Source organism: Pseudogracilibacillus sp. SE30717A (assembly GCF_037071985.1).
In the GTDB taxonomy this organism is placed as follows: Bacteria; Bacillota; Bacilli; order Bacillales; family Amphibacillaceae; genus Pseudogracilibacillus.
The window spans coordinates 190,820-205,838 of the sequence record NZ_JAXHDF010000002.1 but is presented as its reverse complement, the minus strand read 5'-3'; the positions used below and the strand labels follow the sequence as shown (position 1 = coordinate 205,838).

Sequence of the window (15,019 nt, the reverse complement as noted above, 5' to 3'; positions counted from 1 at the left end):
AGAGTCTTTTAAACAAAGACTCTATAATTTATGTGGATTAACTGTTCGATAGTTTCCACCGAAATATAATATTGGTTCGCCGTCCTGAATATTTATATCTGTTACTTTGGCAATGAATATTAAATGATCACCAGCTTTTATTTGTTGTTCTGTTTCACAAGAAATGGTTGCTAATGAATTTTTAATTACGGGAACTCCGTCTTGTTCAATAAAGGCAATTTCTTGATCTTGCTCTTTTTGTCTGGCAAAAATCTTGGAGAGATCTTTTTGATCTTCCTTTAAAACACTGACTCCGAATTTTTTACTGCTTTTTAATTTATCGTACATCCCTGCACGTTCATCTATCGATATTGCAATTAACTTGGGATTTAAAGAAATTGACATAAATGCATTTACTGTCATCCCAGTATAACGATCGTTATCTTTTATAGAAACAACAGTAATACCGGTTGCAAATTTTCCCATAGCATCGCGAAACAATCTTTCATCCATTCAAATTCCCAACCCTTTCTAATCACACCTATTTATTAAAGAATACCATTGTTTATACATGTTTTAAATTTATTTGCTTTCTAGTTTACATAATAATATTATTGTAAATATAAAAAGACACCCTGTTTTATATAAAATCAAGGTGTCAAAACTGATAAAGTTATACAGGATATACTCCGTGCTTTCTTTCCGTAAACATTACGTTTTTGGATTCGTATATTGCATACCGTGCTGAAAGCTCTTCCCGAATTTTATCTGGATCGATAATTGCATCGACGACCAATTCAGAAGCAAGCCGGTATATATCAATATCATCTTTATATTCTTGTTGTTTCTGCTTAATAAAACTTGCTTTTTCCTCTTCTGGAAGGGAAGCAATTTTATTGGCATAAACCGCATTAATTGCTGCTTCCGGACCCATTACAGCAATTTGTGCGGTAGGAAAAGCTAGGGTTGCATCTGATTCAAATGCAGGTCCTGCCATTGCATATAAGCCCGCACCATATGCTTTTCGAACAACGACAGATATTTTTGGAACGGTCGCTTCACTCATCATCGCTAACATTTTAGCGCCATGGCGAATGATTCCTTGCTGTTCTACGCGTGTTCCAATCATAAATCCTGGTACATCCATTAAGAATAACAGTGAAATGTTAAAGGCGTCGCAAAGTTGGATGAATTTAGCAGCTTTATCCGCAGAATCTGGAAATAGTACGCCTCCTTTTACCCGAGGTTGATTAGCAATGATACCTACAACTCTTCCATCAATCCGTGCTAATCCTGTGATTAATTCGGGAGCAAATAACTTTTTAATTTCACAAAAGCTGTCTGCATCAACCATCCGTTCGATTAAATCATGCATATTAAAAGGTGCATTCTGGTTTTCAGGTACAATGTCTTTTATAGATTTTTCAAATGATTTTGCTTCATGAGCTGCTCGTTTGGGTGGCGTAGATTTATAATTTGGTGGGAAATATGTTAAATAAGTACGTGCAAAGTCAATGGCTTCTTCTTCCGTTTTGACCATTACATCCCCACACCCAGAGACAGAACAATGCATTTTTGCTCCACCCATTTCCTCAAGGGAAACTTTTTCACCGATAACCATTTCAGCCATTCTAGGAGACCCTAGATACATGGAAGCATTTCCTTCTACCATGACGACGATATCACAAAACGCCGGAATATAAGCTCCTCCAGCAGCTGATGGACCAAAAAGCAAACAGATTTGTGGAACTCTCCCCGATAATTTTATTTGGTTATGGAAAATTCGACCTGCTCCTCTTCGGCCTGGAAACATTTCGATTTGATCTGTAATTCTCGCTCCTGCCGAATCGACTAAATAGATCATAGGTATTTCTAATTTTAAAGCTGTTTCTTGAATCCGAATAATTTTTTCAACAGTACGCCAACCCCATGAGCCTGCTTTTACTGTTGAATCATTTGCCATCACACAGACTGATTGGCCATTAATCTTCCCAATTCCTGTAACAACCCCGTCTGATGGGAGATCATCTTCCATACAATTCGCAAAAAAAGCATCTTCAATTTCTATGTCTTCATCAAATAAGAGCTCTAATCGTTTACGTACGAATAATTTTCCCTTCGCCTCATTTGCATGATGATATTTTTCTTTCCCACCCTGCTTTATCTTATCTTGCTTTTCGTGAAATTCATTAATATATGACATAGGACTCCTCCTACTTTAATTCCCTTTATACTCAGGTCTTCTTTTTTCTTTAAAAGCTTGTAAACCTTCTAGTCTATCTTCTGTTGGAATTGTCTGTTTATAACATAAATGTTCTATATGTAAACCGGTACGTAGATCTGTTTCCATACCTAAATTAATAGATGCTTTTGCTTGTTTAATAGCAATTGGACCATTGGCAGCTATTTGATTCGCTATGTTTTTAGTTTCGATATCAAGTTGATCATTGTTTACAACAATTTCTACAAGACCAATTTTTTCTGCTTGTTTGGCATCTATAGGTTGTGCAGTATAGATAAGTCGTTTAGCTTGCCCGGGGCTAATTAATCGCGCTAATCGCTGTGTTCCTCCTGCTCCTGGTATAATGGCTAACGAAGTTTCAGTTAACCCCATTTTGACAGTATTTGTCGTAATTCGTATATCACAAGCAAGAGCTAACTCTAAGCCACCACCAAAAGCAACTCCATTAATAGCGGCAATTACTGGAATGGAAAGTTGTTCCACTCGAGTAATTGTCTCGCCGATATAGTTGACAGTTTGAATCACTTTATCGTCGGACATGCCACGACGCTCTTTTAAATCAGCACCCGCACAAAACGCTTTTCCTTTTGCCCCTGTAATAATGATACAGCGTAATGATTGATCGTTTTCAATTTGATAAAGAACATTATTTAATGCATTTAGAAGCTGGACAGATAGCGCATTAGCCGCTTCTGGTCGATTCAATGTGATGATGCCAATATAGTTATCCTCCTTAACAAAGGAAACGAGAGTAGACATCTTATTCCTCCCATCATTATTCGATAATAGCAATTACATCTCCTTCGTTAATAAAATCTCCTTCATTAACTTTAATTTCTTTCACTGTTCCTGCCTCTTCTGTTGCGATTGGAATTTCCATTTTCATTGATTCAAGAATTGCAACATCTTGACCTGCGTCAACTGTATCTCCTTCTTTTACAACAATTTTCCACATGTTTCCTGCCATACTTGCCTTTACTTCTGTCATCATAGCTCTCCTCCAATTTGTTCATTAAAAATATTGTTTAACAAAACTAGTCGGTGTATTACCTACTATAAATTGTTCATGGTTTATTACTTCTAGTAGCATAGGGATATTTGTCTTAATACCTTCAATTCTATAATTTAATAATGCTTCTTTCAAGCGGGAAATTGCTTCTTCTCTTGAACGTCCGTAGACTATCAATTTACTGATCATAGGATCATAAAAAGGAGTTACATTACTATCCTTTTTAACTGAAGATTCGATTCTAATATAGTCATTTACAGGCTCTTCATAAACAACAATTTTTCCAGGTGAAGGAAAAAATGTCTTAGGATCTTCTGCATAAATCCTAGCTTCGATTGAATGTCCTGTCTTCTTAATCTCGCTTTGAGTAACATCTAATTTTTTACCGCTGGCAATGTTGATTTGTTGTTCGACTAAATCAATCCCTGTAATTTCTTCAGTAATTGGATGTTCTACTTGAATTCTTGTATTCATTTCCAAAAAATAGAAGTTCTCTTGTTCATCAACTAAATATTCGATTGTACCTGCATTTGTATATCCAAGCTGCTTTACCGCATTAACAGAAACCTCTCCCATTTCTTCTCTTACTTGTTCAGATAAAAAGATGGCAGGCGCTTCTTCGATTACTTTTTGATTTCTTCTTTGGATAGAACATTCTCTATCAAACAAATGGATGGCGTTTCCAAATTCATCTGCTAAAACTTGTACCTCAACATGTCTCGCATTTTCTAATAACTTTTCAATAAACATAGAGCCATCACCAAAAAAAGTAGCTGCACGTTTAGAGTTATTTTCAAAGGCAGTTTCTAATTCTGACTCATTATTAACAACTTGCATTCCTACTCCACCACCGCCGGCGGATGCTTTTAACATTACAGGAAATCCAATTTGATTTGCAGCTTCTATTGCAGATTCAACATCAGCTACTGCCTCATCCATTCCAGGAATTACAGGTACACCAAATTTACTCATTAATTTTCTTGCGATAATTTTATCTCCCATTTTACTTAAAATATCTGTATCGGGACCAATAAAAATAATGTCTTCTTGTTTACACTTCGCAGCAAACTGACTATTTTCACTCATAAAACCATATCCGGGATGTATTGCACATACATTAGCCTTTTTTGCTATTTGAATAATTTTATCAATATTTAAGTAGCTCTCATTTACTTGGGAAGCGCCCAATAAATAATTTTCATCCGAAAGCTTTACATATGGAGCATATTCATCAGCTTCAGAGAAAACGGCGACCGTATTTATATTCATCTTTTTACATGTACGAATAATTCGACTAGCAATTTCTCCCCGATTGGCAATCAGTATTTTGTTAATCACTGCACACTCTCCTCTCTACACGGAAAAACAATTTGTGTAAGCGCGTTCAACATCAATTAAATGATCAAATATCATTTCCTAGCAACCAAGTTGCCTTGCTATAACAACTCGTTGAATCTCAGAAGTACCTTCACCAATAACAAGTAATTTGGCATCACGTAAATATCTCTCTACTTCATATTCACGCATATAACCATAACCTCCATGTATTTGTATCGCTTGATCTGCTGCACGCACAGCCGTTTCCGTTGCGAACAGTTTAGCGTAGGCGGCTTCTTTTGAATAGGATTTGTTATTATCTTTTAACCAGGCTGCTTTTATTACCATATTTCGAGCTAACTCTACTTCCATTGCCATATCGGCTAATTTAAATTGAATTGCTTGAAAAGAGGAGATCGGCTTACCAAATTGAGTTCTCTCCTTTGCATAACTTAGTGCTTTATCTAAAGAAGCTTGGGCTATTCCAACTCCCAATGCACCGATAGAAATTCTGCCCCCATCTAATGTCGTGAGAAATTGTTTGAAACCAGCCTGAGGATCACCTAATAGATTTGTTTTTGGAACCCGAACATTATCAAGCACTATTTCTGCAGTATCGGAACCACGTACACCCATTTTATCATAATTGCTAGTAATCGTTACGCCCTCTGCATTTGTAGGAACAATAATCGCTGAGATGATATTTCTACCTTTATCATTTTTACCTGTGACAGCAGTGATGATTAACGTTTCGGCAAAACTAGCATTTGTAATAAAGCATTTTTCGCCATTAATAATGAAATCGTCTTCATCCTCAACTGCAGTTGTTTTAGTGCCACCTGCGTCGGAACCAGCATTAGGTTCAGTTAACCCAAAAGATCCAAGTGCTTTTCCAGATGCTAACGGAACTAAGTACTGTTGCTTCTGCTCCTCTGTACCAAACATATAAAGCGGGCTTGCACCGAGTGAAACTGCCGCAGCATAACTTAGACCTGTACTACCACATACTCTAGCAATCTCCTCCGCTGCAAGAGCATAAGAAACCGTATCTCCCCCAGCTCCCCCATACTCTTCGGGAAAAGGAATACCCATGAGACCTAATTCACCCATTTGTTTAAAAATGTCTTCCGGAAATTTTGCTTCTTTATCAATTTCAATTGCACGAGGTTTGATTACGTTTTCTGAAAAATCTCTTACCATTTTCCGAATCATCTCTTGCTCTTTAGTAAATTCGAAGTTCATCTTTTTCCTCCTGTATATCATTTTTAACATTTTTAAAATGTTACCTATGTTATATAGCCTATCAATGAAATTATATTACTTTTTAATCTTCTTGTCACTTGGAGTAAGCCTGACCAATAAATAACGTTAGCATGATCGACATATTCAATAGCATATAATCAAGTGGAATAAAACTTAACGACGAATTAAAAAAAGAAGCCTATATAAGTCTTTATAACTGGAAAATACCTATTAGATCTTTGGTCTAACTGGAGGTTTTCAGAGACTTTAATAATTAGGCTTCTTTTATATAAATTTATACATCAAAAGGTTTTTCATGTTCCGCTTCTCTTATCGAATACTCAACATTTCCTTCGACATCAGAATCAATGATAAAAGAACCATTGCTATTACGATCACTAATTGGCAAACCGTAAGGGGCAACTTTTATCTTATTCTCTTTATCGGTCACTAGAGTAATTTGATCATCTTCACCAACAGAGAAAAATCCAATAATTCGATGTGGTTTAGCTTTTAATTCTCTTAACATCATCATTCCTCGTCGTGCCCTACTCGTTTTTTCAAAAGCGGATAATTTCATTCGTTTACATGCTCCACGCTGGGTTACAACAAATAAATCCGTATATTCTTGCGGATTAATTACTTGTCCGTTAATAACATAATCGTCATCTTTTAACTGAATGGCAATCACACCTAAAGCTCTTTGTCCAACTGGTGATATTTCTGATTCACTGAACCATAGACCGTACCCTCGGTTTGTTGCGATAAATATATCCTGATTTCCATTTGTTTCAAATACATTTACTACTTCATCATTTTTACGTAAGTTTAGAGCAATCAAACTTCGAGAATATCTAGTTGATTGATACAAATCTTGCTCTGTCTTTTTTATCATTCCTTGTTTAGTAACAAATACTAAAAACGAATTCTTTGTATAGTTTCTAACAGGAATACTTTGGACGATTGTTTCTTTAGAATCAAAGGTCGTCACATTGGACAAGTGTATTCCCGTATCCTTCCATCGGATATCGGGTAATTCATGAACAGGGATACAGATGTATTTTCCTGTGTTTGTGAATAGTAAGAGTTGATCGGTTGTATCAACTTCAATGAGACTGACAAGATGATCAGTAGATTTTATAGTCAAGTCTTCTTTATTGGAAGCGGCAAATGACCTCAAACTAGTACGTTTAATATAACCTTCTTTTGTAACTGATACTAATACAGTTTCACTTGGCACAGTTACTTCAATATTAATTTTTATTTCTTCAATTTCCGCCTCAATTGCAGTAATTCGCTTATCACCATAAGTACGTTTAATTCTCCGTAAATCTTTCTTAATCGTATTAAGCAATACTTGAGGATTATTTAAGATTTCTGTAAATATGTTAATTTTCTCTTCTAATTCCTCTTTTTCCTGACTAAGTAGGGTGATATCAGTATTCGTTAAGCGATATAACTGTAAGCTCAATATTGCTTCGGCTTGAGAGTCTGAAAAGTTATATTTTTCGATGATATTATTTTTTGCATCCGCCTTATTTTTAGACTCTCGTATTGTTTGAATTAACTCATCCAATATAGAAATTGCTTTAATGAGTCCATCAACAATATGAACTCTATCTTTCGCTTTATGCAAATCAAATTTAGTTTGTCGTGTTACTACATCGATTTGGTGCTTAATATAGGCATCTAAAATCTCAGAAAGAGAAAGGAGTTTTGGTGTTTTGTCCTGAATGGCAACCATATTGTAATGAAAAACTGTTTGTAGTTCTGTATTTTTATATAAAAAGTTTAAAATTCCTTCACCATCAGCATCTTTTTTTAAATCAATGACGATTCGTAAACCAGTACGATCCGTTTCATCTCTAACTTCTGCTATACCCTCTACTCTTTTTTCCGCATTTAATTCGTCAATTTTTCGAACTAAATTAGCTTTATTTACATCAAAAGGAATTTCTTCAATAACGATTTGCTCACGATTACCTCTCATTTTTTCGATCGTTGCTTTGCCTCTGACAACAACTCGTCCTTTTCCCGTTTTAAATGCTTGCTTTATTCCATCAATTCCTTGAACGATCCCGCCTGTAGGAAAATCAGGTCCTTTTATCTTTGTCATCAAATCATCGAGTGTAGCATTTGGTTTATCAATTTTTAATATGACTGCATCAATCACTTCTTCGATATTATGTGGTGGAATATTTGTGGCATAACCAGCCGAAATTCCAGTTGATCCATTAATTAATAAATTTGGTAATTTTGAAGGAAAGACTAGTGGTTCCTTATTTGTATCATCAAAGTTTGGAATGAAATCAACTGTGTTTTTTTCAATATCACTTAATAATTCCGTTGTAATTTTAGCAAGTCTTGCTTCTGTATAACGCATCGCCGCTGGTGGATCACCGTCTATACTTCCATTATTTCCATGCATCTCTACTAATTCATAACGCATTTTCCAATCTTGGCTAAGTCGCACCATCGCATCGTAAACAGATGTGTCACCATGGGGATGATAGTTACCTATAACAGTTCCTACTGTTTTTGCAGCTTTACGGAAGTTATTTTCATGTGTATTTTTATCTTCATGCATTGCAAATAATATTCGGCGCTGTACAGGTTTTAACCCATCTCTAACATCTGGTAACGCTCGGTCCTGAATGATATATTTACTGTATCTCCCGAATCGATCACCGATTACATCTTCTAAAGGTAAATCGACGTACTGTTTCATTTGAGACATAAAAATTCTCCTTTACTACTATTGGTCATCTATTTTTCTAAAATATTTTCTTCTTCTTCCAGACCAAATTGTACATTTTCTTCTATCCAAGTTCTCCGTGGGGATACTTTATCCCCCATTAATGTAGTCACTCTTCTTTCAGCTTGGGCAACATTATCCATTGTTACACGAATTAATGTTCTGGTTTCAGGATTCATTGTTGTTTCCCATAGCTGATCTGCATTCATTTCACCTAGACCTTTATAACGTTGTATCATATATCCATTTTTAAATGACTTAATCGCTTGTTCCAATTCATGCTCTTCCCAAGCATAGACAACCTGCTCCTTTTTACCTTTGCCTTTAGATATTTTATAAAGCGGTGGCAGTGCAATATATACCTTGCCTGCTTCAATTAAAGGACGCATATAACGATAGAAAAATGTGAGCAATAATACTTGTATGTGAGCGCCATCCGTATCAGCATCAGTCATAATAATCACTTTGTCATATCTTGCATCTTCAACATTAAATTCAGCGCCTACTCCGGCCCCAATTGTATGAATAATGGTTGATATTTCTTCGTTTTTCATAACATCTTCCAGTTTCGCTTTTTCCGTATTAATTACTTTCCCTCTCAATGGAAGAATTGCCTGGAAGACACGATCTCTTCCCTGTTTAGCAGAACCACCCGCAGAATCCCCTTCCACCAAAAACAATTCATTCTTTGAAGTATCTCTAGATTGTGCAGGAGTTAATTTTCCACTTAGTAATGTTTCTTTCCGTTTTCTTTTCTTGCCACCACGTGCTTCTTCTCTTGCCTTTTGAGCAGCTTCTCTAGCTTCTTTTGCTTTTAAAGCTTTATCGATTAGTTTTTTTGCAGTGTCTCGATTTTCCTCAAAAAAATAAGTTAATTTTTCGGATACAATCGAATCTACAACAGATCTCACTTCTGATGTGCCGAGTCTGCCTTTTGTTTGTCCTTCAAATTGGAGCAATTCTTCAGGAACACGTACGGAGACGACAGCAGTCAGTCCTTCTCTTATATCATGACCATCTAAATTCTTATCTTTATCTTTCAAAAATTCATTTCTTCTTGCATAATCATTAAATGTTCTCGTAATAGCAGTTCGTGCACCTACTTCATGAGTGCCCCCGTCCTTTGTACGAACATGGTTAACAAAAGAATGCATATTTTCTACATAACTATCACTAAATTGAAAAGCAAAATCAAGTTCAATTCCATTCTGCTTTCCACTAAAAGACTTTACTTCATGTAAAGCATCCTTACCTTCATTCAAATAATGAATGAAAGAGATTAAGCCATCCTCATAATTGTATATTTCTTCCACATTATCTCGCTCATCATGCAGAGTTATTTTGAGTCCAGGAAAAAGAAAGGCAGACTCTCTTAACCGTTCTGATATAGTATCAAATTTAAAAATAGTTGCAGAGAAGATAGTCGGATCTGGTTTAAAACGTATAGTGGTTCCAGACTTTTTTGTTTTCCCTTGATGTATTAAAGTATCAGTTGGTTTACCTCCATTTTTGAAGTGTTGGTAATATGTGTCCCCATTTCGGAATGTGGTAACTTCTAGCCACTCTGATAAGGCATTGACGACTGCCGCACCTACTCCATGCAGACCACCACTCGCTTTATAGCCTCCTTGTCCAAACTTTCCTCCTGCATGTAACACCGTGAAAATCACTTCGGTTGTTGGTTTACCAGTTTCATGCATGCCAGTGGGAATTCCTCTTCCATTGTCACTGACGGTTATGCTATCGTCTTTATGTAAAGTTACTTTAATTTCATTTCCATAGCCAGAAAGCGCCTCATCAACGGCGTTATCAATAATTTCATATGCTAAATGATGTAATCCTTTACTATCTGTAGACCCAATATACATAGCTGGTCTCTTTCTTACGGCTTCAAGACCTTCTAGTACTTGAATCGATTCTTCTGTATAATTTATGGATGTATCAACCAACGATCATCGACTCCTTTTATAAAAACAATGCTTCATACGCTCATATATTCGTATAAAAATATTATACGCATAAACACTTATTTATCAATCTCTTTTATCTTTATACATACAAACGAATAAAAAGAGATGACTCTCACGTCATCCCTTATACATGTAAATCTATGTAATACTACACTAAAACAGCTTGTGCTACTTTAATACATAGATCCATTATTACAGTATATCCATGATTTTTCAACATATCATATGCTTCGTCATTCTGAACACCCTGTTGTGCCCAAAATACGTTACAATCTAATGTAATAGCTTCTTTAGCGATGTCAGGTAAATACTCTGAACGTCTAAATACATTAATAATGTCTATCTTTTCAGGTATCTCACTTAAAGAAGCATACGCTTTTTCTCCTAAAACTGTGTCTACCTTTGGGTTGACAGGAATTATCTTATAGCCTGCTAATTGCATTGCTTTAGAAATTTGATATGAAGTTCGATCAGGATTATCTGAAAGACCTACTACCGCTATTGTTTTAGCATTATTCAAAACCGTCGCAATTGCTTCATTTGAAGGATTTGGCCTCATCAAATTTAACTCCCCCTAATTAACATGTCTTGTCTTATTTTAGCATAATTTCATAAGTAGAGAAAACGTTGTATAGACATTTATCATTTTCTCTACTATTTGAACATATAGTTTTATGACCATTTATGATAAACTAATAGAAAGAGAAAAATAAATGAAAGTAGGTCAGCTAGTGGATTATATCATTTTCATAATAATTGCTTATTTACTAGGTTCTATTCCGTTTGCATTAATAGTGGGGAAAGTTGGGTATAAAATTGATGTACGAGAGCACGGAAGTGGAAACCTGGGTGCGACTAATGCCTTCCGAGTGCTTGGAAAAAAGGCAGGTATTATCGTTACATTAGCTGACATATTAAAAGGTACGATCGCAACGTTGGTCCCTTTATTTGTTGGCTTGTTTTATGATGTTGAAGTATCACGTTTATTGGTTGGTATTTTTGCGGTGCTTGGGCATACTTACCCTATTTTTGCAAAATTTAAAGGTGGAAAGGCGGTCGCTACGTCGGGCGGTATTATTCTCGGGGTCAATCCACTACTATTTCTTGCAATTTTAGCGACATTTCTTTTGACATTATACTTATTTAAGTACGTCTCACTCGCTTCAATGGTTACGGGAGTTGTAGCAACGATCATTACTTTGTTTCTAAATGATTGGTTATTGTTTATAATGATCTTAAGTTTAACAATCTTTGTACTATACCGTCATAAAGATAATATTAAAAGAATTAAAAATAAAACCGAGCCTAAAATAACATGGATGTAGCTAAGCTCTTTTCATTGAATTTAAACCTTTTAGTAACGTATACTTTTACATAAGGGATAACACTTTAAAATCTTATATAATTTAAGATCCACTGTTATAGATCATATCTATGTGAAAGTATTTTTTAAGTTGAATATAAGTTTAGCTGTTAAATTAAAAGGATTAGTAAAGAAGGCATTAATGTGAAGTATTTATTTATTATGATGGTAAAATTTTATCGAAAAGCGATTAGTCCATTCACTCCTCCATCTTGTAGATTTTATCCAACGTGCTCAGAATATAGTTTACAAGCATATGAGCGATTTGGAGCGATCAAAGGGACTTATTTAACTATTGTTCGAATAGCTAAATGTCATCCGTTTCATCCAGGTGGAGTTGATTTAGTGCCTGAAGGACACAAACATAAAAGAGAACCAGAGAAAAAGTAAAGGATATGCGATTAGCTAATGTAGGAACTTCTACATCTACTAATTAATCAGTATTTCGCCTCTATCTTAAGGATGGCTAAAGTCTTCACATATTTATGAAAATGGAGACTTATAAGTAAAAATATACTCGTTAGAGAATTACTTAGGAGGAATCATTAGCATGGACATAATAATATCTAACGAAGCAGCTGAATGGTATAAAGCAGAATATGAACTGAAAAATAACGCTTCTTTACGCTTTTTTGTCCGTTATGGAGGAATTGGAGGAAATGTACCTGGTTTTTCTCTCGGGGTTAATTTGGAATCACCAATGAACATTCACACCTCTATAACCGTGAATGATATATTATTTTATATTGAGGAATCTGATGCCTGGTATTTTGATGATAAGGACTTATTGATCAAATTAGATGAAAGATTAAATGAACCACAATTTTCTTATGAATAAGAAATTGTGGTTCTTTTCTTATAGACTCAACTTTCGCACCTACAAAGTGAGTTTAAACAGATATATGGATTAACTCGAAAATGCTTCCATTTGATATTTTTACAACCTTACCCTGATAAAACTGTTTTGCACAAAAAACGTAAACTGTGCAGTATTTTATTTTAAGTTCCTCTTCTAAACTTAGATACTGCATCGTTGATTTTCGCTACGAACAATCGCTTTCCGCGGGCAACGCTTCAGCTTCCTCGGAAGCAAAAACCGCTTTCTGCGGGATCTTCAGCTGTTGCTTTTCCCGCAGGAGTCGATTGCCCTCTGCTTCAATCAACTATCTAAACAGAAAAATTTATTTGTATAGCAGAAAACGAATCCAAGCGAAGGAACTATGTTTCGCTCTCCATGAACGGATGTTGAGTCTCCTTGTGCTATGAACCTGCGTAGTCTCATCTAGGCCTATGCTCGAAGTGCTGAAAAAACTATCAACTTTTGAATCAAATGAAAATCGATTCTCATATTTTAAGTAATAATCGTCCGAGTGGGATTAACATACAGTTTTTTATCTAATTTACTATATAAAGTGGGAAAATAATTTTCCAAAATATGTTTTTCAGTGTCCTCACTATGCTCCCATATGAGTCTTCACATATTTCCTCTGCTAGGATGGTAACTATTGACTGAATATAGGAGCCGACTTTCTTTCTATTGAATAAATTTACATGCTAGCGTAGGAAAAATACGAAGACTCCTGCAGGAATAGCAACAGGGGAACACAGACTAAGTACGTCACGTCCTGTGGCAACGTCTGCACTAGTACATCCTGTACGTCGGAAGATCCCTGTAGCTTCTCGTTAACGAGAAGCTACAGAAGCAGATCGCCGTGCCTTCGGTAAAGAAGACACAGTGAAAGCAAGTGTAGCGTTGCTTGAACTGATGCCGCTCTTATGCCTGTGTTGAAAGCGAAGTATTTTTCCGAAGCGACTTCTGGAAATTAATAAAGTTGATGGAGTAATGCACAGTTTATATCAAATGCGAAGATCAAGTATATTAGAATATTCTAACAACCAGTTAATTGAAAATACAACTAAGGAAGTGAATCTCTAAACTTCCCAATACTACCAAGGTTTATTTATCTATTTCTCGCTGCCAAAGTTGAGTTAAAGATTAAACCGTTGGATGTGATTTACCAAGCCTTCTTTTTTTAAAATCTCTTTTTGTTTATTTCCGAAAAGATCAAAATGAGGATACTTATCTCTTTGATGCACCCATTTGATTTGCAACTCATATTGCCTTCCCCATTTCGATAATTTATCTATATCGATGCATCCTACCTTTGTTACTGTAAAACAGCCAGGGAAACGTTCATCCTGCCAATAATGAGTTAAAAAAGCAATTTCTCCATCAAGTACTAGTTGTTGCCATTGTCTAAGTTCTTGGCGATTAATACCGAAAGCCATTATTTTCCCTCATTTACTAAGCTCATGTAGATCGCATGCCACTCTGGATGAGTCTTTCGTAATAAAACGGGTCTAAAAGTATGTTTGTTCACTACTACATGAACTGTTGAGCCTGTAACAAGTATGTTTTCATTTGCATCAAGGACGTGATACCCATATGTAGTTCGAACACCATCATATTTTTCTAGCCATGTTTTAATAAGAACAGTATCTCCATATTTTGCTGGTTTTTTATAAGAAAGTTCAACATCTACTACAGGAGAAACTACTTCGCCTGCTTCCATTTCGGCATAATTAAGTCCGATTTGTTTAATAAAATTTGTTCGACCTACTTCGAACCATACCAAATAATTAGCATGATGTACTACACCCATCTGGTCAGTTTCTGCATATCTGACGTCAATCTCTGTAACATTGCTTTTCATTTTATTACTCCTCCAATACTTCTTATACATGCAATAGTTTAACATAATGTAGCAAATTAAATAAGAGTCTGTATGTAAAGAATAAAAATCGTTGAAGGTTTCTCAAAGAGACCATTTCAACGATTTTTATTAAACGATATATAATTTTACTGGGATCACTGAATTTTTTTAGTGCATTTGATTCCTATGCTCATCTTTTATTTCGTCACGAAAACCTTCAATAGATTCCTTACGCCGTTCGTTCTTTTCGCTTATTTCTTTCTTTTCATGTTCTGGTGCATTTTCCATTCGTTCTTCTGCTTCTCTATAATTTTCAATCGTATCTTGAACCATATCCTGTAGTTTTTCTACATTATCACTACGATCATCCGGTTTTGGTTCATTTTGATACCTTTCCATATAAAGATCACTCCTATTAGAAAATTTAA

Annotated in this window: 15 protein-coding genes; 3 read left to right on the top strand and 12 right to left on the bottom strand. The window is 35.5% G+C overall.

Features of this window, described 5'->3' with window-relative positions; translation table 11 throughout:
• Positions 1 to 21 precede the first annotated feature (21 nt).
• The 9 genes from SPD48_RS03785 to SPD48_RS03745 all read right to left on the bottom strand — a co-directional run bounded on the left by SPD48_RS03785 (position 22) and on the right by SPD48_RS03745 (position 11,073).
• Positions 22 to 492 carry a flavin reductase family protein gene (locus tag SPD48_RS03785; RefSeq protein WP_336256732.1) on the bottom strand — a complete coding sequence of 157 codons (471 nt, stop codon included), beginning with the start codon at positions 490 to 492 and terminating at the stop codon, positions 22 to 24.
• A 160-nt stretch (positions 493 to 652) separates the two neighbouring features.
• Entirely contained in the window at positions 653 to 2,182 is a 1,530-nt protein-coding gene (locus SPD48_RS03780; RefSeq protein ID WP_336256731.1) for an acyl-CoA carboxylase subunit beta, read from the bottom strand.
• A gap of 15 nt (positions 2,183 to 2,197) precedes the next feature.
• Entirely contained in the window at positions 2,198 to 2,980 is a 783-nt protein-coding gene (locus SPD48_RS03775) for an enoyl-CoA hydratase (protein WP_336256730.1), read from the bottom strand.
• A 16-nt stretch (positions 2,981 to 2,996) separates the two neighbouring features.
• Positions 2,997 to 3,209, bottom strand: a complete 213-nt coding sequence (locus tag SPD48_RS03770; RefSeq protein WP_336256729.1) for an acetyl-CoA carboxylase biotin carboxyl carrier protein subunit — start codon at positions 3,207 to 3,209, stop codon at positions 2,997 to 2,999.
• Between the two features lie 24 nt (positions 3,210 to 3,233).
• Positions 3,234 to 4,568 (bottom strand): acetyl-CoA carboxylase biotin carboxylase subunit, encoded by a 1,335-nt coding sequence (locus SPD48_RS03765; RefSeq protein ID WP_336256728.1) that lies wholly within the window; start codon positions 4,566 to 4,568, stop codon positions 3,234 to 3,236.
• Positions 4,569 to 4,646: 78 nt separating this feature from the next.
• On the bottom strand, positions 4,647 to 5,789 hold the full coding sequence (locus SPD48_RS03760) for an acyl-CoA dehydrogenase family protein (RefSeq protein ID WP_336256727.1): 1,143 nt from the start codon (positions 5,787 to 5,789) through the stop codon (positions 4,647 to 4,649).
• A gap of 295 nt (positions 5,790 to 6,084) precedes the next feature.
• The gene (gene parC, locus SPD48_RS03755; protein ID WP_336256726.1) at positions 6,085 to 8,526 is read right to left on the bottom strand and encodes a DNA topoisomerase IV subunit A; all 2,442 of its coding nucleotides are present in this window, start codon (positions 8,524 to 8,526) and stop codon (positions 6,085 to 6,087) included.
• A 29-nt stretch (positions 8,527 to 8,555) separates the two neighbouring features.
• Positions 8,556 to 10,493: a DNA topoisomerase IV subunit B gene (gene parE / locus SPD48_RS03750; RefSeq protein ID WP_336256725.1), complete on the bottom strand. Its 1,938-nt coding sequence runs from the start codon at positions 10,491 to 10,493 to the stop codon at positions 8,556 to 8,558.
• 169 nt (positions 10,494 to 10,662) lie between these two features.
• On the bottom strand, positions 10,663 to 11,073 hold the full coding sequence (locus tag SPD48_RS03745; protein ID WP_336257006.1) for a CoA-binding protein: 411 nt from the start codon (positions 11,071 to 11,073) through the stop codon (positions 10,663 to 10,665).
• Positions 11,074 to 11,245: 172 nt separating this feature from the next.
• Here SPD48_RS03745 and plsY point away from each other — a divergent pair, with 172 nt between their 5' ends.
• The 3 genes from plsY to SPD48_RS03730 all read left to right on the top strand — a co-directional run bounded on the left by plsY (position 11,246) and on the right by SPD48_RS03730 (position 12,715).
• Positions 11,246 to 11,839 carry a glycerol-3-phosphate 1-O-acyltransferase PlsY gene (gene plsY / locus SPD48_RS03740; protein WP_336257005.1) on the top strand — a complete coding sequence of 198 codons (594 nt, stop codon included), beginning with the start codon at positions 11,246 to 11,248 and terminating at the stop codon, positions 11,837 to 11,839.
• 182 nt (positions 11,840 to 12,021) lie between these two features.
• Positions 12,022 to 12,267: a membrane protein insertion efficiency factor YidD gene (gene yidD / locus SPD48_RS03735; RefSeq protein WP_336256724.1), complete on the top strand. Its 246-nt coding sequence runs from the start codon at positions 12,022 to 12,024 to the stop codon at positions 12,265 to 12,267.
• 160 nt (positions 12,268 to 12,427) lie between these two features.
• Positions 12,428 to 12,715, top strand: a complete 288-nt coding sequence (locus tag SPD48_RS03730; protein ID WP_336256723.1) for a HesB/YadR/YfhF family protein — start codon at positions 12,428 to 12,430, stop codon at positions 12,713 to 12,715.
• A 1,151-nt stretch (positions 12,716 to 13,866) separates the two neighbouring features.
• On the opposite strand, the gene SPD48_RS03725 is transcribed toward SPD48_RS03730, so the two are convergent.
• The 3 genes from SPD48_RS03725 to tlp form a co-directional block, all read right to left on the bottom strand.
• Positions 13,867 to 14,166 (bottom strand): hypothetical protein, encoded by a 300-nt coding sequence (locus SPD48_RS03725; protein ID WP_336256722.1) that lies wholly within the window; start codon positions 14,164 to 14,166, stop codon positions 13,867 to 13,869.
• Complete coding sequence (locus tag SPD48_RS03720; protein ID WP_336256721.1) at positions 14,166 to 14,591, bottom strand: acyl-CoA thioesterase; 426 nt, start codon at positions 14,589 to 14,591, stop codon at positions 14,166 to 14,168. The genes SPD48_RS03725 and SPD48_RS03720 overlap by 1 nt, the downstream gene beginning before the upstream one ends.
• Before the next feature lie 168 nt (positions 14,592 to 14,759).
• On the bottom strand, positions 14,760 to 14,990 hold the full coding sequence (gene tlp, locus SPD48_RS03715) for a small acid-soluble spore protein Tlp (protein WP_336256720.1): 231 nt from the start codon (positions 14,988 to 14,990) through the stop codon (positions 14,760 to 14,762).
• Between the last annotated feature and the right edge of the window lie 29 nt (positions 14,991 to 15,019).

Excerpts from the sequence above, each read along its gene's own strand:
- SPD48_RS03785 (WP_336256732.1), bottom strand. The coding sequence starts at position 492 with ATGGATGAAAGATTGTTTCGCGATGCTATGGGAAAATTTGCAACCGGT.
- SPD48_RS03780 (WP_336256731.1), bottom strand. The coding sequence starts at position 2,182 with ATGTCATATATTAATGAATTTCACGAAAAGCAAGATAAGATAAAGCAG.
- SPD48_RS03775 (WP_336256730.1), bottom strand. The coding sequence starts at position 2,980 with ATGTCTACTCTCGTTTCCTTTGTTAAGGAGGATAACTATATTGGCATC.
- SPD48_RS03770 (WP_336256729.1), bottom strand. The coding sequence starts at position 3,209 with ATGACAGAAGTAAAGGCAAGTATGGCAGGAAACATGTGGAAAATTGTT.
- SPD48_RS03760 (WP_336256727.1), bottom strand. The coding sequence starts at position 5,789 with ATGAACTTCGAATTTACTAAAGAGCAAGAGATGATTCGGAAAATGGTA.
- parC (WP_336256726.1), bottom strand. The coding sequence starts at position 8,526 with ATGTCTCAAATGAAACAGTACGTCGATTTACCTTTAGAAGATGTAATC.
- SPD48_RS03745 (WP_336257006.1), bottom strand. The coding sequence starts at position 11,073 with ATGAGGCCAAATCCTTCAAATGAAGCAATTGCGACGGTTTTGAATAAT.
- SPD48_RS03730 (WP_336256723.1), top strand. The coding sequence starts at position 12,428 with ATGGACATAATAATATCTAACGAAGCAGCTGAATGGTATAAAGCAGAA.
- SPD48_RS03725 (WP_336256722.1), bottom strand. The coding sequence starts at position 14,166 with ATGGCTTTCGGTATTAATCGCCAAGAACTTAGACAATGGCAACAACTA.
- SPD48_RS03720 (WP_336256721.1), bottom strand. The coding sequence starts at position 14,591 with ATGAAAAGCAATGTTACAGAGATTGACGTCAGATATGCAGAAACTGAC.
- tlp (WP_336256720.1), bottom strand. The coding sequence starts at position 14,990 with ATGGAAAGGTATCAAAATGAACCAAAACCGGATGATCGTAGTGATAAT.